Origin of the sequence: Sphingomonas asaccharolytica NBRC 15499, from assembly GCF_001598355.1 — a bacterium.
Classification (GTDB): Bacteria; Pseudomonadota; Alphaproteobacteria; order Sphingomonadales; family Sphingomonadaceae; genus Sphingomonas; species Sphingomonas asaccharolytica.
Genome location: NZ_BCYU01000071.1, coordinates 1 through 22,193 on the forward strand (window position 1 = coordinate 1; position 22,193 = coordinate 22,193).

A 22,193-nucleotide genomic window follows, 5' to 3' on the forward strand; every position below is an offset into this window, starting at 1 on the left:
AGTGCGGCATAGGAGCGTCCCCGACTGCCCCTCTCCCCAACCCTCTCCCCGGAGGGGAGAGGGTGTTTGCGTTAAACCAACGCGATATCCGGCGCGTCTTCGGCCTTCATGCCGATGACGTGATAGCCGGCATCGACATGGTGCACTTCGCCGGTGACGCCCGACGACAGGTCGCTAAGGAAATAGAGTGCCGACCCACCGACATCCTCGATCGTGACGTTGCGCTTGAGCGGCGAGTTCAGCTCGTTCCACTTCAGGATCAGGCGGAAATCGCCGATCCCGCTCGCCGCCAGCGTCTTGATCGGCCCGGCCGAGATCGCATTGACGCGGATATTGTCGCGGCCGAGGTCGACCGCGAGATATTGCACGCTGGTCTCCAGCGCCGACTTGGCGAGGCCCATCACATTGTAATGCGGCACGACCTTCTCGGCGCCGTAATAACTAAGCGTCAGCAGCGATCCGCCATTGGGCATCATCGCCGCCGCACGCTGCGCCACCGCGGTGAACGAATAGACGCTGATGTTCATCGTCATCAGGAAGTTTTCGAGACTGGTGTCGGCATAGCGCCCCCGCAGCTCGTTCTTGTCGGAAAAGCCGATCGCATGGACGACGAAGTCGATCGTCGGCCAGCGCTCGGTGAGTGTCGCGAAGGTCTGGTCGAGCGCCGTCATGTCGCTGACGTCGCAATCGATCAGGAAATCGGAGCCAAGTTCCGCCGCGAGCGGACGCACGCGCTTCTCGAGCGCTTCGCCCTGATAGCTGAACGCCATTTCGGCCCCTGCCTCGGCCAGTTTCTTGGCGATACCCCAGGCCAGCGAGCGGTCGTTGGCAAGGCCCATGATAAGCCCGCGCTTGCCCTGCATCAGTCCGGTCATGCCGCTTCAAACTCCGTTTCTGTCGTCGGGCCCTCCCTTACGTCGTTCAACGGCGTTTCCGCTAGTGCTGCATTTAAGTGCGCGCCGATCGAGATGCCGAGCCCGACGATCCAGAAGAACAACAGGGTGACGATCACCCCGGCCAAGCTGCCATAAGTGAGGTCGTAATTGCTGAGCTTCGCCAGGAATACCGGCAGCAACGCGGTCGCGCTGATCCACCACAACGTCGTGAACGCGGCGCCCGGCCAGCGCGGACAGCTCTTTTTGCGATATTTGCCCGGCGTCACCGAGAAGAACAGCATGTAGAGCGCGAAGTACATGATCAGGCCGGGGATGATCCGCGACCAGCCGACCCATTGGGCGACCTCGGCGGCCCAGGGGACCAACCGATAGATGAACTGCTCCGTCACGGCCAGCACGCCCTGGATCAGGAAGGCGAGCAGCGCGAGGATCACCGATCCGACGATCACGGCCATCGATCCCAACCGATAGTGCCAGAACGGCTTTTCGAAGGTCACGCCGTAAGCACGGCGGAAGATGTCGCGGATCGTCTCGACGAAACTGCCTACCGACCACAGGGCGACTAGCCCGCCCAGGATGAGGAGCGAGCCGGTCCGCGCTGCGAGTACGTCGGCGATCGGCTTGCGCAACAGATCGGCGACGCTGGCGGGAAGCGTCGACAGGAAAGAGTCCACAGCGCGGAGCGCTTCAGCGCTCTGTCCGAACAGCGATCCGATCGCCGCCGCGAGGATGAAGAAGGGAAAAAGCGTCAGCAGCGCCAGATAGGCGATGTTGCCGGCATACATGAAGCCATTGGCGAAGATGCCGACAAAGACGCGCTTGGTGACGATCCAGGCACGGGCCGGCAGTGGCTTCCCGTCCCGCTCGCGAAAGCCACGCTCAGCGCGAGCTTCGGGCGAAAGAGGGGAAAGATGCGACATACAGGACCGTAACCGACGTCAGACGCCGAGGTTGCCGCGCGGGTTCCTGTCATTGTCCTTCCAGCCCTGGACGAACTCGACCAGCGCGTCGTCATCGACCGGCAAGTCGACCATCAAGGTGACGAGCTGGTCGCCGCGACCGCCACTTTTCCGATGGAAACCCTTGCCCTTCAGGCGCAGCGTCTTGCCTGAGCTCGACCCCTTGGGGACGGTCAACATGACCGCGCCGTCCGCGGTCGGCACACGGACGCTCGCACCGAGTACCGCCTCGGACAGGCTGATCGGCAGGTCGATCCGGATGTCGTCGCCGTCGCGGTTGAAGAACCGGTGCGGCTGGATCTCGATCGTGACGATCGCATCGCCATTGCCGCCAGGGCCAGGCTGTCCCTTGCCGCTCAGTCGCATCTGGGTCCCGGATTCGACTCCAGCCGGCAGCTTGAGATCGATCGTCTTGCCGTCGGCCAAGGTGATCCGCTGCGGCGCCAGGGTCGCCGCATCGGTGAATGGAACGGTCAGGCGATAGGCGACATTGGCGCCCTTCGGCTGCGGACGGCGCCCGAATCCGCCGGCGAAGCCACCACCAGTGCCACCGGCTCGGCCACGGCCGCCGAACAACCCCTCGAACAGGTCGCTGAAGTCGCCGGCTTGCTCACCGCCGAAATCAGCGCGGAAACCGCCCTGCGGTCCGCCTCCTCCGCTGCCGAAACCGAACGGCGCGGCCGGGTTACCGTCGCCGTCGATCTCACCGCGGTCGAAACGCGCGCGCTTGTCCTTGTCGCTCAGCAGGTCGTAGGCCGATGTTACCTGACTGAACTTCTCCGCCGCCTTGGGATTGTCCGTATTGCGGTCGGGGTGCAGTTCCTTCGCAAGCTTGCGATAGGCTTTCTTGATATCCGCTTCGGTCGCGGTGCGGGACACACCCAGCAAAGTGTAAGGATCGGCTGCCATCTTGCGGCGCTATTTGGGGGATTGCGCAGCGGAGCGCAACGCGGGCTTTGCCGTAGATGCCATCACCGCATCAGCCGATCGGCGCGACATCGACCGACACGTCCATCTTCTGCGCGCCCGATCCCAGCACGATGCCGTCGATCGGCGCGATCTCGGCATAGTCGCGGCCGATCGCCATGATGACATGATCGCTCGCCATCCAGATGCCATTGGTCGGATCGACCCCAACCCAACCGCGTGCCGGGCCACACCACAACATCACCCAAGCGTGCGTCGCATCGGCGCCGATCAGCCTCTCCTGTCCGGGCGGCGGGATGGTGCGGATATAGCCGCTGACATAGGCTGCGGGCAGGCCGGCGGCGCGCAGGCCGGTGATCATGATCTGGGTCAAGTCCTGGCACACACCCCGGCGTTTGAGGAAGGCTTCGCGCGGCGGGGTATCGACCAGGGTCGCAGTCGGATCGAACGCGAAATCGCGCTGAATGCGTTGCGCCAAGGCGATCCCCGCTTCTAGCGCGTTGCGGTCGGGATCGAGATCCTGCGCGCACCACGCCGCGATATCAGCATCGAGCGGGATCAGCGGTGACGGGTAGAGATACGCCGAGGGGCCGGCGGCGGAGAGATCGCGGTTCGCCCGCGCCAGCGCCGCGACCTCGGCCAGCGTCGGGTCCTCGGATTGCGGCATCGGCACCATGCGGTCGACCATGACACGCGAGACGCTTTCGATCGTCAAATTGCGGACGCGCTCGGTGACGACCAACCGGGTCACGTTTGCCAAGCCGGCTTCGGCCAGCGCCGGTCGCGTCTCACCAGCCGGTGTCACCGCCAGTTCGTAACGCTCGACCTGTTGCCCCGACCACAGGATCGGCTTGAGCCGCAGGTTGCAGCGCGCGAAAGCGACCGGCCGACCATAATCGAACCGCGTGACGTGCCGGATATCGTAGATCACGCGCCAAATCTCACGCCAATGTAAGTCCGCCTGCGCGCAACGGTTCCGCGCCTTGCAGGAAATACCGGCGTGCAATGGCGTCGGACAATTGCGCGAGCTGGCGTTCGGCATCGTCGAGCTGGCCCTTGTCGAGCCGCGTGGCGCTCGCCGTCGACAGCAAGGCACACAATGCGCGCGCCTCGGCCTGCTGCTCTTCGGGCACGCCGTCGTCGTTGAGTACCGGGAGCTCGGCGAGATGTTCGGCGATGCGGTCGGCCTGGTAAGCAAGGCTGCGCGGATTGCCCGGGTCGAGCGCGACCAGATCGATCACCGGTACGCGCGCGATCCCGGTCAGATAGCGCTGGCGGTACCCGATCTGGCTGTCCGCTAGGTCGAGCAAGGTGGTGAGGTCGTCGCTAGATGCCCCGGTCATGCCGAAGGTGCGGACCAGCCGCGCCACCGCCAGCCCGCGTTCGACCCGACGGCCGAGATCATGGAAGCGCCATGCCGCGGTGCGGCCCATATGCTCGGCCGACAGGCCCGACAAAGCGGCATAGCGCCGCTGCAGCGAGCCGCAGCGATCGAGCATCGATCCCTTGGTCGGGTGCGGCGCGTCGAGCAGGCGCACGACGTCGGCCGACAACCGATCGCGCGACACCTGGGCGATGGTCCGCGCCATGCGGTTGATCGCCGGGATGTTGTTCCAGCCGTCGAGCGCGTCGAGCGCGGTCCGTGCGAGCTGGACGAGATCGGGGCGCTTGAGGTGCGCGGGATGCGCCGCGGCGCCCGCGGCGACCACCAGTCCGGCCATCCGCCCGACCGTATCGTGGTCGAGTGCGGCGCCGGCATCGGCGTCGATCGAATTGCCGAGCATAGCGCGGACGATCGCCAGCAATGCTTCGCCGCGTTCGAGATAGCGGCCGAGCCAGTAGAAATTGTCCGCCACGCGGCTGGGCAAGGTCCCCGGATTGCGCCGGATCTGGGTACTATCGGGGGCCGGCAGCAGCGAGGCGGGAGGCACCGGATCGGGGCTGTAGATCGCGACGTCGGCCGACCATATCCCCTCGCCCATCACCGCGGCGCGGATGTCGGGATGCTCGCCGATCCGCGCGAAGCCGCCGGGCATTACCGTCCAGTCGCCGTCGACGCCTCGCGCCGCGAACACGCGCAAGGTGAAAGGGCGCGCCGCCAGCTCGTGATCGGCCACCACCGGCATGGTCGACAGCCGGACCAGTTCCTGTCCGACATAATCCTGCGGCCGCCGCGCCATGTCGGTGAGCAGCGCCTGACGCGCCTCAGCCGACAATTCGGATCCCTGCACCGCGCCGTCGGGCAGTCCGAGCGGGTTCACGCCGAACGCCGGTGCGATCATCAATGTGTCGAGCCGCGCCTCGACCGTGGCGCGCGCGGCGGTGTCGCCGCACCACCAAGTGGCGATATTGGGGAGCTTGAGTTTCTCGCCGATGATCCGCTCGGCTAGCGCGGGCAGGAAGGCCTGCAGTGCGGGCGCTTCGAGGACGCCCGCCCCCGGCGCATTGGAGATCAGCACATTGTGTGCGGCGAACGCATCGATCAGGCCCGCGACGCCGATCGTCGAATGCGAATCGAACGCGAGCGGGTCGAGCATGCGGGGGTCGGCGCGCTGCCACAGAGCATCGACGCGCTTCAGCCCGGCGATGGTGCGGACATAGAGCCGGTCCTCGGCGACGGCGAGGTCGGCGCCTTCGACGAGCAGGAAGCCAAGATAGCGCGCGAGGTGAGCCTGTTCGGCATAGCTGGCGTTCCAGCGGCCGGGGGTGAGCAGGCCGATTCGCGGCTCGGCGCGTTTGCACAATGCCGCTAGTCCGTCACGGAACGCGGTGAAGAACGGCGCATGGCGCAGGATGTTGAGCCGCCCCTGCAACCCGCCGAGCGTCCGCGACGTTGCGAGGCGGTTTTCGAGCGCATAGCCCGCGCCCGCCGGCGCGCGCAGATGATCGGCGAGCACGCGCCATTCGCCATCGGGCCCGCGTCCGAGATCGAACGCGGCGAACTGGAGTTGATAGCCGCCGGGCAAAGTCAGCCCGACCATTGGCCGCAGGAACAACGGACTGCCGTTGATCAGCGCTGCCGGGATTGCTCCTTCGGCAATCAGGGTGCCGTTGCCATAGATGTCGGCGAGGATGGTTTCGATCAGCCCGGCACGCTGGGCGACGCCTTCGGCGATCGCTTGCCATTCGCCTTCGGCGATCAGCAGCGGAACCGGCGAGACCGGCCAGGGTCGCTCGTCCGAGTCGCCAGCGACGCGAAATCCCGTACCGATGTCCTCTGCGTGGCGTTGGACGCGTTCCTGGGCATGGGCAAGATCGTCGCCCGCGGCGACCGCGAGTTCCTCGAACGCAGCGGTCCAGGCGTCAGGATCGCCGCCAGCGACGACATCGCCTGCGCCCTCACCGACCCGCCCACGATAGTCCGCCACCCAGCGCGCGGCGTGCGCCGCGGCGTCGAACAAACCTTCGCTGAGTGCGTGACTGGCCAACCGGGCCTCCCCTGGCGAACAGCTAACCACCACAAACCATGCTGCGTGGCAACATGGATTAAGGTTTGCGGCGGCTTTTAGCCCCTCACCTTCGGGGGGGGCTTTAGAGGTCCGGCAGCACCTGCCTGGCGATTCCCCAGCCCGCCAGATCCTTCGACGACGCCCGCTTCAGCAACTCCTCCTGATCCCCGACATGCCACGTCGCCGCGGTATCGAGATCGCTCAGTTCCGCCCAGGTCACCGGCACCGCGACCGGCGCCTTGGCGCGGGCCCGCGCCGTATATGGCATCACCGCGGTCGCACCGCGCTGATTGCGCAGCCAGTCGAGGAAGATCTTCCCCTTGCGCTTGGCCTTGGACATGGTCGCGGTGAAGCGGTCGGGTTCAGCCTGGGCCATCGCTTGGCAGAAGCGATCGGCGAAGTCCTTGACCGCCGGCCATTCGGCCTGGGGCGTCAGCGGCACGACGACATGAACGCCCTTGCCACCAGAGACCATCGCAAAGCTGACCAGCCCGATCTCGGCGAGATGCGCCTTGATCTCGGCTGCCGACTTCTTGACCTCGTCGAACCCCAGCCCCTCGTCGGGGTCGAGGTCGAACACGAGACGATCGGGCTTTTCTACATCGGCGACCGAGGACCCCCAACCGTGGAATTCGATCGTCCCCATCTGGACGCATTGCAGTAGCCCGTCGGCGTCATCGACATAGAGATAGGGTTCGACCGACCCGTCCTTCTCCTTGATCTTCACGTGCTTGACGTGCTCGCCGAACGAGCCGGCATCGTGTTTCTGGAAGAAGCAATGCTTGCCGCGCCCTTGCGGGCAGCGCACGAGACTGATCGGCCGATTGGCGATCCATTGCAGCGCGACCGGCGCCATCGCCTCGTAAAAAGCGGCGAGATCGCCTTTGGTCACCGTCGAATCGGGAAAGATCAGCCGATCGGGATGCGTGATTTTGACGCTCGATGCTTTGGGCTTGGGCGCCGGCTTGGCTTTTTCCTCGACCACCTCTTCAGCCTCCTTATCGCCGCGCAGCCCCAGGAAGCTCGGATGCCGCAGGACCTTGTCGGGCGTCGTTTCGGTATAGGCAATCTCGGCGACGAGGTTGGGCGTCACCCAATGCACGCGCCGGGTCGCCGCGCGCGGTGCGTCGACCGTCGGCGTCTTGCGCGCTAGGCGATCGAGCTTGGCGCGGAGGTCGTTCATCGTCTCGACCGAAAAGCCGGTGCCGACCTTGCCGGCATAGCGCAGCTTGCCGTCCTCATTGACCCCGAGCAGCAGCGCGCGGAACCCGCGCGACTTGTCGCTCTCGGTCCAGCCGACGATGACGAATTCCTGGCGATGCAGGCATTTGACCTTGAGCCAGCCCTGGGTACGGCGGCCGGAATAAGGCGCGTCCGCGCGCTTGCAGACGATCCCCTCATAGCCTTCGCGGCACACCGCCTCGAACAATTTCTCGCCCTCGCCGACGATATGCTCGGCATATTGCAGGCGCGCATCGGCGCCCTCGAGCAGCGGGCGCAAGCGTTCCTTGCGCTGGACCTGAGGCAATTTGGCGAGGTCTTCGCCGTCGAGGTCGAGCAGGTCGAACGCGAACAAGGTCATCTCGCCGTCGTTGGAAATGGCGTCCTTCAGGGTCGAGAAATCGGGATGCCCGTCCTTGAACGCGACGATCTCGCCATCGATCAGCGCCGACCCGACCGGCAGCTTGGCCGCAGCATCGGCGATGGCGTGGAACTTGTCGGTCCAGTCGAGTCCGTTGCGCGTATAAACCTTGGCCTTGCCGCCGCCGATCGCGATCAGCGCGCGATAGCCGTCATATTTGACTTCGTGGATCCAGCCGGTGCCGGTGGGGACGGAATCGACCAGCGTGCAGAGCTGGGGGGCGAGCGACTCGGTTGAGGAGAACCCCCTCCTCCGCTTCGCGGTCCCCCTCCCCGTCCCGGGGAGGAATTGGCGCGTAGCTTCTTCCAGCTCGCTAGTTCCTTCGCCTTCATTCCCTTGGCGATCTCGGCCATCGAGCGGCCAGTCTTCACGCTGGTCACGTCGTTCTCGACCAGATCGTCCGAACCGCCGGTAAAATCGTCGTCGATCTTACGCAGCAGCCAGTTGGTGTTGCGCTCCTTGCCCCGCGGCTTGAGTCGGATCAGCAGCCATTCGCCCTTCATCCGCGCGCCGTGGAGGATGAAATGGAGATGGCCTTCTTCCAGGTCCTCGGCCGATTTGCCGGGAATCGGTTCCCACCAGCCGTCGTCCCACAGCATCACCGTACCGCCGCCATATTCGCCCGCCGGGATCGTCCCTTCGAAATCGGCGTAGCTGATCGGATGATCCTCGGTCTGCACCGCGAGCCGCTTGTCGTCAGGATTGAGGCTAGGGCCGCGCGTCACTGCCCAGCTCTTCATCACGCCGTCGACCTCGAGCCGCAAATCCCAGTGAAGCCGCGTCGCGTCATGCTTCTGGACCATGAAGCGATGGCCGGCGTCGGCGGCGCGTTCGCCTTTGGGCTCCGCGGTCTTCGAGAAATCGCGCTTGGCGTTATATTTGGCGAGGGGGTCGGCGTGCGCCATCACGCACGCTTCTTCGCCGGGGCGGTCCGCGCCGGGGTCTTCTTGTGCGCGGTTTTCTTGGTGGTGGTTACGCTCTCCTTCTGTGCCGGTTTCGCGCTGGGCTTCTCGATCGATTTCTTAAGCGCCGCCATCAGGTCGATGACGTTGGATCCCGAGCGGCCGGTGCCCTCGTCATCCTTGTCCTCGATGATCTTGCGCCGCGATTTCTGTTTGGCCTTGCGGGCGATCAGGTCCTTCAGTGCATCGACATAATGGTCGTGGAACTTGGCCGGATCGAACTTGGCGGATTTCTTGTCGATCAGCGTGGTGGCGAGGTCGAGCAGATCCTGGTCGGGCTCGTCATCGGGGATGTCGCGGAAATAACCCTGGGCGCGGTTGACTTCGCCGGCATAGCGCAACGTCTCGAGCACCATGCCGCGCCCGCACGGCTTGAGGCTGACCACATATTCGCGGCCGCGCATCGCGAGCTGGCCGATCCCGACCTTCTTCGACCGCCGCAGCGCCTCGCGCAGGACGATGAACGCCTCTTCGGCCAGATCATCGGCGGGCACGACGAAATAGGGCCGTTCGTAATAGAGGACGTCGATCTCATCCATGTCGACGAACTGGGTAAGCTCGAGCGTCTTTTTCGATTCGAGCTTCACCGCGTCGATCTCGTCCTGCTCGAGCAGGACATATTCGCCTTTCTCATATTCGAAGCCCTTGACGATCTCGTCGGGGTCGACCTCGCCGATGCCGGGCACGGTCTTCTCGTATTTGATCCTCTTGCCCGAGGGTTCGTGGATCTGGTGGAACGCCACCTGCGCGCCCGATTTGGTCGCAGTGTAAATCTCGACCGGGATCGAGACGAGCGCCAGCCTGATCTGTCCCTGCCAATAGGCCCGTGCGGCCATGAGTCACCTCCGTTGCGAAACCGATTCAATTCTTGGGATAGGGAGTCGTTCCGTAACCCGTCATGCCGGACTTGTTCCGCGGTCGAGCTTTGGCTTGTCCCCGGCAAGCCACGATCGTGTCCGGGGGACACGATCTCGCTCGAACGCCAACACGCGACAACGGAAACTGCGGTCTGGGGAGAGTTGGCCCCGGAACAAGTCCGGGGTGACGATGGAGGGCGGCGGCGGTAAAGCGCTCTGTATGACCACCGACCCCTTCGCGCTGTTCGACACCTGGTTCGCCGAAGCGCGCGAGAGCGAGCCGAACGATTCGAACGCGATGGCCCTCGCCACCGCGGACGCGGGCGGACGCCCGTCGGTGCGTATGGTGCTGCTCAAGGGGCATGGAGCCAACGGCTTCGTCTTCTACACCAACCGCGAAAGCCGCAAGGCAGGCGAGATGGCGGCCAATCCGCATGCCGCTCTGCTGTTCCACTGGAAATCGCTGCGCCGCCAGATCCGCATCGAAGGCAACCTCAGCCTGGCGTCGGACGCCGAATCCGATGCTTATTTCGCCAGCCGCAGCCGCGATTCGCAACTCGGCGCCTGGGCGTCGGACCAGTCGCGGCCGCTGGACAGCCGGGTAACGTTCGAGGCGCGATTCGAGGAAATCCAGACCCGATTCGAGGGGCAAGACGTGCCGCGTCCGCCGCATTGGGGTGGCTATCGCCTGACTCCGACCCATATCGAGTTCTGGCAGGACCGTGCGCATCGCCTTCACGAACGCCGTGTGTTCGACCTCGCCGGTGACGGGACCTGGTCGGAAGGATTGCTCTACCCATGATGACCGAGAGCGAACGCCGTCGCATCATTCCCTTCGCGATCCGCGCCGCCCTGGCGAGCGTGGCGATGGCGCTGTTCCTGCTCGCGCTCAAGAGCTACGCGGCCTGGTCGACCGGATCGGTGGCGATGCTCGGCAGCCTGGCGGACACCGGGCTCGACCTGCTGGCCAGTTTGGTCACGCTCTACGGCGTCAAGATCGCCGCCGAGCCCGCCGATCACGACCATCGTTTCGGCCATGGCAAGGCGGAAGCGCTGGCCGCGTTGTTCCAGGTCGGGCTGATCACGCTGTCCGCCGCCGGCATCGCCTGGCGCGCAGTCCTGAAGTTTGGCGACAACACCCAGACCGCCGAAGCCGAGTTCGGGATTGGCGTGTCGATCGTCGCGATCCTCGCCACTTTCGCGCTGCTTGCCTACCAGCGCAGTATCATCCGCAAGACCGGATCGGTCGCGATCATGGCGGACAAGGTCCATTACCAGTCGGACCTGTTCCTCAACCTGTCGGTGATCGCCGCGATCGTGCTCGATCAATATGTCGGCTTGCGCGGCGCCGATCCAGTGTTCGGCATCATCATCGCGGCCTGGCTCGCCTGGGGCGCATTCCAGGCGTCTTCCAACGCGATCGACCAGCTGATGGATAAGGAGTGGCCGGAGGATTTGCGCAAGAAATTCATCGAAGTCGCGGCGCGGCAGGAAGGACTCAAGGGCATCCACGATTTCCGCACGCGGCGATCGGGCAGCCACGAATTCGCGCAATTCCATATGGAAGTCGGCCGCGACCTGACCGTCGCGCAATCGCATGAGGTGGTCGAACGCGTCGAGAACGCGCTGCATCAGGCCTTTCCCAGGGTGGAAGTGCTGATCCATGTCGATCCCGAAGGCCATGTCGACACCGACAACCCGCTGGTCGAGGCCGATGTGACGCCGCACTGGTTCGGCAAGCGTATCTAAGGAGACAGAGAGTGAGGTTACCGATCGCGCAGATCGACGCATTTGCGCGTCATGCCTTTGAGGGCAATCCGGCGGCGGTAATGCCGCTATCCGAGTGGCTCGAAGACGATGTGCTGCAGAAAATCGCCGCCGAGAACAATCTGTCCGAGACCGCTTTCCTGGTCGCATCGGAGGATGACAGCGCCGATTTCGACCTGCGCTGGTTCACGCCCGCGGTCGAAGTGGTAATGTGCGGCCACGCCACGCTGGCGAGCGGGCATTTCGTGCTGTCGTCCGACCCCGATCGCGAGCGCGTCCGCTTCCGCACGCGCAAGGCAGGGATGCTCGAGGTTGCGCGTGCCGGGGGCAGCTACGAACTGGCGCTGCCCGCCTGGGTACCGTCGCCCAAGCCGCTGCCCGATATCGTCGCCGGCCTGGGCATCGACAGCGCGGTCGAGACATTGTGGCACGAGCATCTTTATGCGCTGGTCGTGCTGGAAAGCGCCGATCAGGTGCGCGCGCTCACGCCCGATTTTCGCGCGCTGGCGGCAGGAGGCGATCTCCTCACCATCGCGACCGCACCGGGCGATGAGACCGACATCATCAGCCGCGCCTTCGCGCCCGGCGGCGGCATCGACGAGGACCCGGTGACGGGATCGGCGCACGCGGTTGCCGTGCCCTATTGGGCGAAGCGGCTGGGGCGCGACAAATTCACGGCATTCCAGGCGAGCGCGCGGGGCGGATATCTCGACTGCCGGCTGGAAGGCGATCGCGTGATCCTGGGTGGGAATTGCGTGACGGTCCTGGAAGGAACGTTTTTGCTGGGCTGGCCAAAAGATCCTCCCCGGCACGGGGAGGATTTTTCTCCGCCCGCGTTTCGATCGCGCTTTCCGTAGCGTCCGCTCGCTACCCGGAAAGTTCGCTATTTTTCGCCGCAAGCACTATATTCTCCAGGTGACCGACCACGCCCTCCCTCACGATTTTCCGATCGGCATCGATCCCGCCGACATCGACTTCATGGGGCACGTCAACAATGCCTCCTATCTGAAGTGGGTGCAGGACGCGGTGCTGAGCCACTGGCAAAAGATCGCGCCGGCCGAGGCCGTGGCGAGCCTGCTATGGGTCGCGCTCAAACATGAGATCACTTATCGCAAGCCCACCTTCCTCGACGACGAGGTGATCGCCACCGTCCTGCTCGAGAAAGTCCAGGGCGCGCGCGCTTTCTATCAGACGGTCATCCACCGCGGCGAGGAAGTGCTGGCCGAGGTCAAATCGAGTTGGTGCTGCATCGACGCCCAAACGCTGCGCCCTGCGCGGCTGGCGTCGAGTGTGATCGAGCGATTCTTTCCGAAGTCGGAATGATCTAGACGGACGCGTGACACGATTCATGCGTATCTTTGCTCTTGCGATCTTCGCGGCATCGCTCGCTGCAGCGCCTGCGGATCAATTTGCCAACGAGACGCAGCGCAGCCTGGCGCTGCGTCAGAAATACGACATTCAAATCCCCACAGCGACTGGACTATCTACGTCCGCAGCTTCCCCGCTCATCATCTAAGCGACGAATACAGCACCATCGCTTGGCGTGACGACGCGGGCCGTTGGCAGATCAGCACGATGGGAGAACAAGGCCCTGCTCTTCTCGTCGTTCCGTTCGAACCAATTGCCGAAACGAGCGAGACATTGCCGCCATCTGAGGGAGTCGATCTCGACCAACTGCTGCGCGACAAACGGCTGTACGACGAGAATTCCCATAGCAAAGACAACCGCCTGCGGGTCGGGGCCGCGGAGCATACGATGGAGATCGTCACACCGCGAGGGCGGAAGGTCGTCACCTGGATCGGACGCTTGGTCGGCCGAACGGGAAAGGTGGCGGACCTCGTCATGGGACGAGGATAAAAGTTGTAGAGGCATTGGCGCAGCGCCAATCGGCTTCATGCCGCCAGCGCCGCTTCCACCGCCTGCGTTTCCTCGATCCAGCCGCCGCCGAGCACGCGATCGCCAGCGTAGAGCACGGCCGCCTGACCCGGCGCGACGCCGTATTCCGGATCGTCGAACAGCACCCGGTCGCCGACGAGTCGCGCTGGCACGGGCTTGGCGAGGCTACGCACCTTGGCGGTGATCGGACCGTTATAATCGCCGCCCAGCCAATTGATGTCCGACAACCGCGCCGAGGCAACGCCGAGCGCGGCGCGCGGGCCGACGATCACGCGGCGAGTCGCGGGGTCCAAACGAACGACATAGAGCGGCTCGGGGCTGCCGCCGAGCTCGAGCCCGCGGCGCTGACCGATCGTGAAGTGTATCAGCCCCTTATGCTCGCCGAGCTTGCGGCCGGCCTGATCGACGATATCGCCGCCAGCTTCGGCCTCGGGCCGCAACTTCTTGACGAGGCTCGCATAATCGCCGTCGGGGACGAAGCAGATATCCTGGCTGTCGGGCTTGGCCGCTACTCCCAGCCCTAATTCCGCAGCGAGTTCGCGGACGCGCGGCTTGGGCAAGCCGCCCAAAGGAAAGCGCAGGAAGTCGAGCTGGTCGCGCGTCGTCGCAAACAGGAAATAGCTCTGATCGCGTGCCGGGTCTGCGGCGCGGTGAAGTTCGGCGCCGTCGGGTCCTTCGACTCGGCGGACATAATGGCCGGTCGCCAGGCAATCGGCGCCGAGATCGTGCGCGAGTTGGAACAGATCGGTGAATTTGGGACCCATATTGCAGCGGACGCAGGGTATCGGCGTGCGCCCGGCAACATATTCATCGGCGAACTGGTCGATCACCGCATCGCGGAACGCGCTTTCATGGTCATGGACATAATGCGCGATGCCCAGCCGGTCGCACACCGCGCGCGCGTCGCGGATATCTCGCCCGGCGCAGCAACTGCCCGCGCGCCCGACCGCTTCGCCATGATCGTAGAGCTGCAGCGTAATGCCGATCGTCTCAGCACCCGATCGCGCGGCGAGCGCGGCCACGACCGACGAATCGACGCCACCCGACATGGCGACGACGATGCGCTTGCCCGACAGATCGGGGCCCAGTTGGAAGTCGGCTTCGGTCATTGCTGTGTGGCGCTCAATAGGGATGCCGGCCCGCTTTGCCTAGGGAACCCGCGCGCTGCGCGAGGTTAAGCTCGCGCGAACGCCGTCTTTACCGACCTTTAGGGCAAAATGGGTAGACCCTCGATTCTGTTGAAACGCGGGTGAGTAAAGCGTGGACCTGAGTTATCTGAGATTCGATCACGATGCGTCGGTCGCGGTGTTGCCACCCGACCTGGCGGTGCTGATGGTCGGCATCTCGGCGCGCCAGGCGGCGAGCCCGACCGCGCTCATTCAGACCCGGCAATTTCCGCGAGTGATTGAATCCTCGGCCTTCTTCCCACCCTCCGGCGCGTTCGACGCGGATGTCGCCGCCCGGATCGCGGATTGGGGCCAAGAATGAAGGGCGTGTTTACCTAGACGCTTCAATGGATGTTCAAGTCCGGCCGCTAACGGTCGTTTTAGCCAAAGTGAGTGGGGGCCCCCCGCCCCAATCGAGGTAGTGAATGATTGAGAACCAGAAAATACGCCCCGCAAAGGTGATCGGCCCCCTCGGGGAGCCGCTGACTCTCGAGACGCTGCCTCCAGCGGATACGACCCGCTGGGTCGTGCGCCGCAAGGCCGAGGTCGTGGCGGCGGTCAATGGCGGCCTGCTGAGCGTCGACGAAGTGTGTGACCGGTACAATCTGACCGTCGAGGAATTCGCCGGCTGGCAGCGCGCGATCGATCGCTCGGGCATGCCCGGGCTGCGCGTGACGCGCATCCAGCACTATAAGAGCCTCTACGAACGCCAGCAGAAATACTGACCTTCCGCTCCCGTTCAAAACGGGGGCGGAACATATATTCCCCCTGAAGAGTCGTAACCCCGAGACCGACCGCATCGGATCGCGTCGAATAGGAGGGTTGCGATGTACTGGATTCTTTTGATCGTCATCGGCGGCGTGATCGGCTGGCTGGCAAGCATCGTCATGCGCACCGACGCCCAGCAGGGCCTTATTCTCAATATCGTCGTCGGCATTGTCGGCTCGTTCATCGGCAATTATCTGCTGGGCCCGCTCTTCCCCGGCACCGGATCGATCGCCAGTTGGCCGCCGTCGATCGGTGCGCTGGTTGCCGCCTTCGTCGGTGCGGTGGTCCTGCTGCTCATCCTCAACCTGATCAACCGCGGTCGCGCGCGCTAACCGGCGGGAGATCGGCACATGCTTGAGAACATCATCATCTGGCTGGTCGTCGGCGGGCTGGCGGGTTGGCTGGCCAGCCTGGTCGTGCGCGGCGGCGGGTCGGGGATCATCGTCAATATCGTCGTTGGGATCATCGGCGCAGTCATTGCCGGTTGGCTGTTCGGCGCTGATATCAACCAGGCGATCACGATCAGGACGTTCATCTATTCGGTAGCCGGCGCGATCATCCTGCTGGCGGTCCTCGCCCTGATCAACCGCGGGCGGTTTCGCTAGAGTTTGTTGTGCCGAAACGGTCGCGGCGGACTAAACGGACGGGGCCGTTCCCGGATGGGAACGGCCCCTTTCTCATCATTTGAGCAGGAAGCGCACCGTAATCGTCACCGTCACGTCGCTTTCGCCCGGCATCACCTGCGTGTCGGCCGCCTTCGCCGCGGCCATGCGATAGACCGGCATCGGCGGCGGCGGTCCGGCGATCTCTCCGCCTTCGGCGATCGTCAGGATGCGCGACACCGACAGGCCGGCCGCCTTGGCATAAAGCTGCGCGCGCGCCTGGGCGCGCTTGACCGCATCGACTCGCGCTTCGTCGAGCGCGGCGTCGGGCTGATCGAGCGAGAGATTGGGCCCGTCGATCTGGTTGGCGCCCTGCGCCACCAGCGCATCGAGGATCGCACCCGATTTGGCGATATTACGGAAACGAATCGAGACGTTGTTGGTCGCCTGATAGCCGGTAATGACCGGCGGCTTGTTATCCTCGTAGCGATATTGCGGCTGCAGCGAGACATTGGCGGTGGCGATGTCGCGCGGCTGGATGCCCGCTTGCTTCAGCGCCGAGAGAACCGCGCTCATGCGATTGGCATTGTCCGACAACGCCGCCGCGGCGGTCGCCGCCTGGGTCACGACGCCGGCGCGGATCGTCGCCAGATCGGGAACGCGCGTGGTCTTGCCGGTGGCGGTGACGTCGAGCAGGGTCCCGTCCGGGAGCACCGACGGAGCGACGGGCATCGTCTGAGCGAGCGCGGGAGCGACCGCGATCGATGACAGCGTGATGACGGCGGCAGTGGCAAGCAAACGCATATGTCCTCCAGACATGACGGATTATTCCGTCCTTGGCGGCCGTGCCACAAGGCGAACTACGCCAACCTGAACGAGGTCGCTACCTTACGTGAACACGCTATACGCGACGACTGACCACCAATCGGTACAAAGCGAGCAGCACGATCGCGCCGGCAGTTGCCGCCGCGTAATTCTGCCATCCGCCGACCAGGGTCCAGTTCATCGTCTGCGCGACAAAGCCGGCCAGCAAAGCGCCGGCGATGCCTATGAGTATCGTGACGATGAACCCGCCGGGATCCTTGCCAGGCATGACGAACTTGCCCAACACGCCGGCGACAAGGCCGATCAGCAGCCAACCTAGAATCGATCTTTCGGGCATCGAACTTCCCTCCTTTCCGCCTTTTTTGATCGGCGGTGACGCATCGTCCGCCCAAAGCACCGGCAAATGCAACCGTTTCCGACGCGAAATATCGTTACCGATTGCGATTCGGGGCCGAAAAGGACATTATAAAAGTAGCGCACCGAGCCTCTTGAGGTCGGTGCTTTATTTCTATAATACAGTTCCAGCGGAGGCCCTGATGGTGCCTCAATGACAGGGCACATGGGGATCGTGGCTGACATGAATTACGAGTCGAGCGGCATGTACGCGCTCACCGACGAAACCGCGGCGCCGCGGCGTCGCTGGCTGATCCTGGCCGGTGTTGCCGCGATCATCGTCGTGCTGATCGCTGCCTTCTTCATGATGCGTCCGGCCGCCAAGCCCGCAGCGGGAACCGGCGGCACGACCGCCAGCGGCGCGCCCGCGGACCAGATGCCGACCGTGTCGGTGGGATCGCCGGGCAGCAACTCGGTCGACCGCATGGTGTCGGCGACGGGATCGCTCGCGGCGCGGGTCGATATGCCTGTCGGCGTCGCCGGCGAAGGTGGCCGGGTGACGGCGGTGCTGGTGCAGCCGGGCCAATGGGTCGCCGCGGGCCAGACTCTCGCGACCGTCGACCGCTCGGTCCAGGTGCAGACCGCTAGCAGCCTTGCCGCCTCGATCGCGGTGGCCAGATCGGACGCCGATATCGCGCTCAGCGAATATAATCGCGCCAAGGCGCTGGTCGACCGCGGTTTCATTTCCAAGGCCGATCTCGAACGCAAGGGAGCGACGCTCGCGGCAGCCAATGCCAGGGTAAAGGTCGCGCAGGCGCAGCTCGCCGAGACTCAGGCGCGCAACGGCCGGCTCGATATCCGCGCCCCGGCCGCCGGCCTTGTGCTGGCACGCATGGTCGAACCCGGCCAGATTGTCAGCTCCGGCTCGGGTACGTTGTTCCGCATGGCCAAAGGTGGCGAGATGGAACTCAGGGCCGAAGTGGCGGAAGGCGACATCAAGGGCATTTCGGTCGGCTCGCGCGCGCAAGTGACGCCGGTCGGCGGTAGCCAGTCATTCGCCGGCCAGGTTTGGCAGTTGCCCCCGGTCATCGATCCGCAGTCCCGTCGCGGCATCGTCCGCATCGCGATCCCGTTCGACGCCACATTGCGCCCGGGCGGCTTCGCCGCGGCGACGATCTATGGGGGCGCGAACACGTCGCCGATCCTGCCGAACTCAGCGATCCAGACGGACGCCACCGGCAATTTCGTTTATATCCTGGACAAGGACGACAAGGTGGAGCGCCGCGCGATCAAGACCGGCGAAGTGACCGATCGCGGCGTTGCAATCGTTCAAGGCCTGGTCGGTAACGAGCGCGTGGTATTGTCGGCAGGCGCGTTCCTGAGCCCCGGCCAGAAGGTCAAGCCACAGCTGCGCAAGCTTTGAAGAGGGCGTTCGCATGAGCTTTCGCAACATATCCGCCTGGTCGATCCGCAACCCGGTCCCCAGCCTCGTCCTGTTCTTCATGCTGACCGTGGCCGGCCTGGTCAGCTTCGCGACGATGCAGGTCAACAACGACCCGGATATCGATTTTCCGGTCGTGATCGTTTCGGTCAGCCAACCGGGCGCCGCGCCGACCGAGCTCGAGAACCAGGTCACGCAGAAGGTCGAGGCGGCAGTCCGCAGCCTGTCGGGGATCGACGAGATCAACTCGAACGTGACCGAGGGTAGTTCGGTCACCGTCGTCCAGCTCGATATCGGCACGCCGATCGATCGCGCGGTCGAGGATGTGCGCAGCGCGCTGCAACAGATTCGCGGCAACCTGCCCGACGGCATCCTCGAGCCGCAGGTCGAACGCGCCAACACCACCGGCAATGACCTCGCCAATTATGCCGCGATCTCGACCGATATGACGATCGAGCAGCTGAGCTGGTACATCGACAATACCGTCACCAAGGAATTGCAGTCGGTGTCGGGCATGGCGACGGTCGAACGCAATGGCGGCGTCAGCCGCGAGATCCGCGTCAAGCTCGATCCCGACAAGCTGCAATCGCTTGGCCTGACCGCCAGCCAGGTCAACGCCCAGTTGCGCCAGGTCAACATGAACGCCGCGGGCGGCCGCGCCGAGATTGCGGGCTCCGAACAGACCGTACGCGTGCTCGGCAATGCCAAGGACGCCTATGCGCTCGGCCAGACGCAGATTTCGGCCGGTGGCGGCCGCATGGTGCGCCTGACCGATATCGCGACCGTCGTCGACCAGTTCGCCGAACAAAGGTCGGCGTCGCAGCTCAACGGCGCGCAGGTCATCTCGTTCGACTTCCAGCGCGCCAAGGGCGCATCGGACGTCACCGTGTTCCATGGCGCCGAGAAGAAACTCGCCGACCTCGAAAAGAAGAATCCCAAGGTCAAGTTCAAGCTGATCTTCAACAACGTCCAATATGCCGAGATGCAATATCACTCGGCGATGGAAGCGATGTACGAAGGCGCGGGCCTGGCCGTGCTGGTCGTGTTCCTGTTCCTGCGCGACTGGCGCGCGACCGCGATCTCGGCGCTGGCCATCCCGCTTTCGGCGATCCCGACCTTCTTCGTGATGCAGCAACTGGGCTTCACGCTTAACCAGATGACCTTGCTCGCGCTGAGCCTGGTCGCCGGCGTGCTGGTCGACGACGCGATCGTCGAGATCGAGAACATCGTCCGACACATGCGCATGGGCAAGACCGCCTATCAGGCGGCGATCGACGCCGCCGACGAGATCGGTCTCGCGGTGCTCGCCACCACCATGTCGATCGTCGCGGTGTTCCTGCCGGTCGGCCTGATGCCCGGCGTATCGGGCCAGTTCTTCAAGAATTTCGGCCTGACCGTCGTCGCCTCGGTGCTGATGTCGCTGGCCGTCGCGCGTCTGCTGACGCCGATGATCGCGGCCTATTTCCTCAAGGCCAAGGGCCATGCCTCGCATGGCGAAGGCCGAATGATGAACTGGTATATGGCGGCATTGCGCTGGACGCTGCGCCATCGCTGGTCGTCAATCGTGGCGGGCGCGGTAGCTTTGGCGTTGACGGTGGCCTTCTTCGCCATCCTGCCGCAGTCGTTCCAGCCCGATCAGGATCAGGACGCATCGACGGCGAGCATCGAAATGGTGCCCGGTACGACCCTGGCTCAGACTCAAGCGGTGGTCGACAAGGTCGCGGCCTTGCTCAAGAAGCAGCCGCAGGTCGAGGACGTCTATTCACGCGCGTTCGTCGGCAATGGCCGCGTGACCGCGATCTTCAAGAAGGACAAGGATCTCAAGAGCGTCCAGTTCGAGCGTCAGTTGGCGCCGACCCTGGCCGCGATCCCAGACGCGCGCGTCTCGTTCCGCTCGCAACAGGGCTGGGGATCGAGCGGGCGCGACATCACCATCGTGCTGGGGGGCGACGACCCGAAATTGCTGACCTCGACCGCGCAGACGATCGTGCAGCAATTGTCGAAGCTTAAATCGGTCACCGCGCCGCGTATCCAGGGCGATCTGCAACAGCCCGAGCTGGTGGTCAGCCCGCGTTTCGATCTCGCTGCCAATCTGGGCGTGACGACTCAGGCGCTGTCGAGCGCAGTACGCCTCGCCACCTTGGGCGATATCGACCAGAACAAGGCGAAATTCTCGCTCAGCGATCGCCAGGTGCCGATCACCGTCGCGCTAGAACAATCGGCGCGCTCGCGGATGGCGACGATCCAGAACATTCCGGTATCGACGATCAATGGCGGATCTGTGCCGCTGTCGACCGTTGCCGATATCAGCTTTGGCGCCAGCCCATCGAAGATTCAACGTGTCCAGTTGCAGCGCCAGCTGACGATCGGCGCCGATCTGGGGCTCAATCCCAAGACCGGCAAACCGTTGGTGTCGAGCCAGGCGTGGAAGGAAATAAACGCGCTGCCGATCATGCAGCATTTGCCAAATGGCGTGCAGCAGCTGACGCTCGGCCAGGCCAAATGGCAGGCGGAGATGATCAACAACTTCCTGGTCGCGGTCGTGGCCGGCGTGTTCCTGGTGTTTGCGGTGCTGGTGCTGCTCTATCGCCGCGTGCTGCCGCCGTTCGTCAACATGGGATCGCTGCTGCTGGCACCGCTGGGTGGATTGATCGCCTTGTGGATCGCCGGCCAGCCGATCTCGATGCCGGTCTATATCGGCTTGTTGATGCTGATCGGCATCGTCGCCAAGAACTCGATCCTGCTGATCGACTTCGCGCTCGAAGAGATGACCAAGGGCGTCCCCAGCCTGGCCGCGATCGAAGATGCCGGGCACAAGCGCGCCCAGCCGATCGTCATGACCACGGTCGCGATGGTCGCGGGCATGGTGCCGACCGCGGTATCCCTGTCGGGCGACGCGTCGTGGCGCGCGCCGATGGGTATCGTCGTGATCGGCGGGTTGATCCTGTCGACCGTATTGACGCTGTTGATCGTGCCGGCCAGCTTCAGCCTGGCGATCGGGATCGAGGAATGGGCCGGGCCGTGGCTGCGCCGCGTGTTGCTGACCTATCGTCCCGGCGATGATAGCCGACCGATACTCGCGCATCCGGATGCGCCCAAGCCGATCGGCTATGACCATGGCGAACAGGGGCCGCAACCGGCCGAATGATTATCGGGCGTATAAGTAGGACTTGAACAATCCCTGCTTTGAGGGATTGTTTCGGGTATGAAGCTGGCGCGACTGTCCGTTCCCGGCCCGACGGCCGCGCCCCCTGCCCTCAGGCGGATGCGGCTGGTCGCGACCGCTTTATTGGTGGCGATGGCCGCTTTGTACCTGGTCGCGCGCGGGCTGGGCGATCGTCATCCATTTTGGGGATTCGTCCGCGCCTTTGCCGAGGCGGCGATGGTCGGCGGGCTGGCTGATTGGTTCGCGGTGACCGCCTTGTTCCGCCACCCGCTCGGCTTGCCGATCCCGCACACCGCGATCGTGCCGAGGAACAAGGACCGGATCGGCGACACGCTCGCGCAATTCCTGCGCGATAATTTCCTGATCCCCCGCGTCGTCGCCCGGCGCATGCAGCGGGTGGACGTCGCCGGCGCCGCCGGCCGCTGGCTCGCTAGCCCCAAGGGCGCGAGCGAAGGCCGGCTGAGGCGCGGCGCGTCGCGGCTTGCCGCCGACATGCTCGAATCGCTCGACCAGGAACGGCTTGGCGGGATGGTACGG

Annotated in this window: 21 protein-coding genes and 1 pseudogene; 12 read left to right on the forward strand and 10 right to left on the reverse strand. The window is 64.5% G+C overall.

The features are described 5' to 3' along the window. Positions 1–71: 71 nt before the first annotated feature. The 7 genes and pseudogenes from fabI to ku form a co-directional block, all read right to left on the reverse strand. Positions 72–875, reverse strand: a complete 804-nt coding sequence (fabI, locus tag SAS01S_RS16895) for an enoyl-ACP reductase FabI (RefSeq protein ID WP_066811297.1) — start codon at positions 873–875, stop codon at positions 72–74. Beyond that, a complete protein-coding gene (locus tag SAS01S_RS16900) occupies positions 872–1,816 on the reverse strand; it encodes a YihY/virulence factor BrkB family protein (RefSeq protein ID WP_066811301.1) in 945 nt (314 codons plus the stop codon). The genes fabI and SAS01S_RS16900 overlap by 4 nt, the downstream gene beginning before the upstream one ends. An 18-nt stretch (positions 1,817–1,834) precedes the next feature. Further along, positions 1,835–2,764: a DnaJ C-terminal domain-containing protein gene (locus SAS01S_RS16905; protein WP_066811304.1), complete on the reverse strand. Its 930-nt coding sequence runs from the start codon at positions 2,762–2,764 to the stop codon at positions 1,835–1,837. 70 nt (positions 2,765–2,834) lie between these two features. Beyond that, positions 2,835–3,713 (reverse strand): transglutaminase family protein, encoded by an 879-nt coding sequence (locus SAS01S_RS16910; protein WP_066811306.1) that lies wholly within the window; start codon positions 3,711–3,713, stop codon positions 2,835–2,837. 10 nt (positions 3,714–3,723) lie between these two features. Then, positions 3,724–6,210, reverse strand: coding sequence for a circularly permuted type 2 ATP-grasp protein (locus tag SAS01S_RS16915; RefSeq protein WP_066811308.1), 2,487 nt, complete (start codon positions 6,208–6,210; stop codon positions 3,724–3,726). 103 nt (positions 6,211–6,313) lie between these two features. Next, positions 6,314–8,778 (reverse strand): annotated as a pseudogene (ligD, locus tag SAS01S_RS16920) (DNA ligase D). Further along, the gene (ku, locus tag SAS01S_RS16925) at positions 8,778–9,671 is read right to left on the reverse strand and encodes a non-homologous end joining protein Ku (protein ID WP_066811311.1); all 894 of its coding nucleotides are present in this window, start codon (positions 9,669–9,671) and stop codon (positions 8,778–8,780) included. Before ku ends, ligD begins: the two are co-directional and overlap by 1 nt. A 241-nt stretch (positions 9,672–9,912) precedes the next feature. Here ku and pdxH point away from each other — a divergent pair, with 241 nt between their 5' ends. The 5 genes from pdxH to SAS01S_RS22625 all read left to right on the forward strand — a co-directional run bounded on the left by pdxH (position 9,913) and on the right by SAS01S_RS22625 (position 13,316). Continuing rightward, positions 9,913–10,494, forward strand: a complete 582-nt coding sequence (gene pdxH, locus SAS01S_RS16930) for a pyridoxamine 5'-phosphate oxidase (protein WP_066811347.1) — start codon at positions 9,913–9,915, stop codon at positions 10,492–10,494. After that, complete coding sequence (locus tag SAS01S_RS16935) at positions 10,494–11,441, forward strand: cation diffusion facilitator family transporter (RefSeq protein ID WP_066811344.1); 948 nt, start codon at positions 10,494–10,496, stop codon at positions 11,439–11,441. Before pdxH ends, SAS01S_RS16935 begins: the two co-directional genes overlap by 1 nt. A gap of 11 nt (positions 11,442–11,452) precedes the next feature. Further along, positions 11,453–12,316 carry a PhzF family phenazine biosynthesis protein gene (locus tag SAS01S_RS16940; protein ID WP_084239129.1) on the forward strand — a complete coding sequence of 288 codons (864 nt, stop codon included), beginning with the start codon at positions 11,453–11,455 and terminating at the stop codon, positions 12,314–12,316. A 58-nt stretch (positions 12,317–12,374) separates the two neighbouring features. Beyond that, entirely contained in the window at positions 12,375–12,782 is a 408-nt protein-coding gene (locus SAS01S_RS16945; RefSeq protein WP_084239131.1) for an acyl-CoA thioesterase, read from the forward strand. Between the two features lie 252 nt (positions 12,783–13,034). Next, positions 13,035–13,316 carry a hypothetical protein gene (locus tag SAS01S_RS22625; protein ID WP_157082873.1) on the forward strand — a complete coding sequence of 94 codons (282 nt, stop codon included), beginning with the start codon at positions 13,035–13,037 and terminating at the stop codon, positions 13,314–13,316. Between the two features lie 35 nt (positions 13,317–13,351). Here SAS01S_RS22625 and mnmA read toward each other — a convergent pair whose 3' ends face one another. Beyond that, a complete protein-coding gene (gene mnmA / locus SAS01S_RS16955; RefSeq protein ID WP_066811318.1) occupies positions 13,352–14,464 on the reverse strand; it encodes a tRNA 2-thiouridine(34) synthase MnmA in 1,113 nt (370 codons plus the stop codon). Between the two features lie 151 nt (positions 14,465–14,615). Here mnmA and SAS01S_RS16960 point away from each other — a divergent pair, with 151 nt between their 5' ends. From SAS01S_RS16960 to SAS01S_RS16975, 4 genes are all read left to right on the forward strand, one after another. Then, complete coding sequence (locus SAS01S_RS16960) at positions 14,616–14,843, forward strand: hypothetical protein (RefSeq protein ID WP_066811321.1); 228 nt, start codon at positions 14,616–14,618, stop codon at positions 14,841–14,843. A 103-nt stretch (positions 14,844–14,946) separates the two neighbouring features. After that, positions 14,947–15,246 carry a CtrA inhibitor SciP gene (gene sciP, locus SAS01S_RS16965; RefSeq protein ID WP_066588249.1) on the forward strand — a complete coding sequence of 100 codons (300 nt, stop codon included), beginning with the start codon at positions 14,947–14,949 and terminating at the stop codon, positions 15,244–15,246. 102 nt (positions 15,247–15,348) lie between these two features. Beyond that, entirely contained in the window at positions 15,349–15,621 is a 273-nt protein-coding gene (locus SAS01S_RS16970) for a GlsB/YeaQ/YmgE family stress response membrane protein (protein WP_066811324.1), read from the forward strand. Between the two features lie 18 nt (positions 15,622–15,639). Then, positions 15,640–15,894, forward strand: a complete 255-nt coding sequence (locus SAS01S_RS16975) for a GlsB/YeaQ/YmgE family stress response membrane protein (RefSeq protein WP_066811332.1) — start codon at positions 15,640–15,642, stop codon at positions 15,892–15,894. Between the two features lie 75 nt (positions 15,895–15,969). Here SAS01S_RS16975 and SAS01S_RS16980 read toward each other — a convergent pair whose 3' ends face one another. Both SAS01S_RS16980 and SAS01S_RS16985 read right to left on the reverse strand, forming a co-directional pair. Next, the gene (locus SAS01S_RS16980) at positions 15,970–16,695 is read right to left on the reverse strand and encodes an SIMPL domain-containing protein (protein ID WP_066811336.1); all 726 of its coding nucleotides are present in this window, start codon (positions 16,693–16,695) and stop codon (positions 15,970–15,972) included. 97 nt (positions 16,696–16,792) lie between these two features. After that, on the reverse strand, positions 16,793–17,053 hold the full coding sequence (locus SAS01S_RS16985; protein WP_066811352.1) for a GlsB/YeaQ/YmgE family stress response membrane protein: 261 nt from the start codon (positions 17,051–17,053) through the stop codon (positions 16,793–16,795). Positions 17,054–17,293: 240 nt separating this feature from the next. Between SAS01S_RS16985 and SAS01S_RS16990 the strand changes: the two genes are divergently transcribed. The 3 genes from SAS01S_RS16990 to SAS01S_RS17000 all read left to right on the forward strand — a co-directional run. Beyond that, complete coding sequence (locus SAS01S_RS16990; RefSeq protein WP_066811339.1) at positions 17,294–18,472, forward strand: efflux RND transporter periplasmic adaptor subunit; 1,179 nt, start codon at positions 17,294–17,296, stop codon at positions 18,470–18,472. A 13-nt stretch (positions 18,473–18,485) separates the two neighbouring features. Then, positions 18,486–21,638 (forward strand): efflux RND transporter permease subunit, encoded by a 3,153-nt coding sequence (locus tag SAS01S_RS16995; protein ID WP_066811341.1) that lies wholly within the window; start codon positions 18,486–18,488, stop codon positions 21,636–21,638. 57 nt (positions 21,639–21,695) lie between these two features. After that, the coding region (locus SAS01S_RS17000) for a DUF445 family protein (RefSeq protein WP_157082874.1) at positions 21,696–22,193 on the forward strand (498 nt) is incomplete at its 3' end.

Excerpts from the sequence above, each read along its gene's own strand:
- fabI (WP_066811297.1), bottom strand. The coding sequence starts at position 875 with ATGACCGGACTGATGCAGGGCAAGCGCGGGCTTATCATGGGCCTTGCC.
- SAS01S_RS16900 (WP_066811301.1), bottom strand. The coding sequence starts at position 1,816 with ATGTCGCATCTTTCCCCTCTTTCGCCCGAAGCTCGCGCTGAGCGTGGC.
- SAS01S_RS16905 (WP_066811304.1), bottom strand. The coding sequence starts at position 2,764 with ATGGCAGCCGATCCTTACACTTTGCTGGGTGTGTCCCGCACCGCGACC.
- ku (WP_066811311.1), bottom strand. The coding sequence starts at position 9,671 with ATGGCCGCACGGGCCTATTGGCAGGGACAGATCAGGCTGGCGCTCGTC.
- pdxH (WP_066811347.1), top strand. The coding sequence starts at position 9,913 with ATGACCACCGACCCCTTCGCGCTGTTCGACACCTGGTTCGCCGAAGCG.
- SAS01S_RS16935 (WP_066811344.1), top strand. The coding sequence starts at position 10,494 with ATGACCGAGAGCGAACGCCGTCGCATCATTCCCTTCGCGATCCGCGCC.
- SAS01S_RS22625 (WP_157082873.1), top strand. The coding sequence starts at position 13,035 with ATGGGAGAACAAGGCCCTGCTCTTCTCGTCGTTCCGTTCGAACCAATT.
- mnmA (WP_066811318.1), bottom strand. The coding sequence starts at position 14,464 with ATGACCGAAGCCGACTTCCAACTGGGCCCCGATCTGTCGGGCAAGCGC.
- sciP (WP_066588249.1), top strand. The coding sequence starts at position 14,947 with ATGATTGAGAACCAGAAAATACGCCCCGCAAAGGTGATCGGCCCCCTC.
- SAS01S_RS16970 (WP_066811324.1), top strand. The coding sequence starts at position 15,349 with ATGTACTGGATTCTTTTGATCGTCATCGGCGGCGTGATCGGCTGGCTG.
- SAS01S_RS16975 (WP_066811332.1), top strand. The coding sequence starts at position 15,640 with ATGCTTGAGAACATCATCATCTGGCTGGTCGTCGGCGGGCTGGCGGGT.
- SAS01S_RS16980 (WP_066811336.1), bottom strand. The coding sequence starts at position 16,695 with ATGCGTTTGCTTGCCACTGCCGCCGTCATCACGCTGTCATCGATCGCG.
- SAS01S_RS16985 (WP_066811352.1), bottom strand. The coding sequence starts at position 17,053 with ATGCCCGAAAGATCGATTCTAGGTTGGCTGCTGATCGGCCTTGTCGCC.
- SAS01S_RS16990 (WP_066811339.1), top strand. The coding sequence starts at position 17,294 with ATGAATTACGAGTCGAGCGGCATGTACGCGCTCACCGACGAAACCGCG.
- SAS01S_RS16995 (WP_066811341.1), top strand. The coding sequence starts at position 18,486 with ATGAGCTTTCGCAACATATCCGCCTGGTCGATCCGCAACCCGGTCCCC.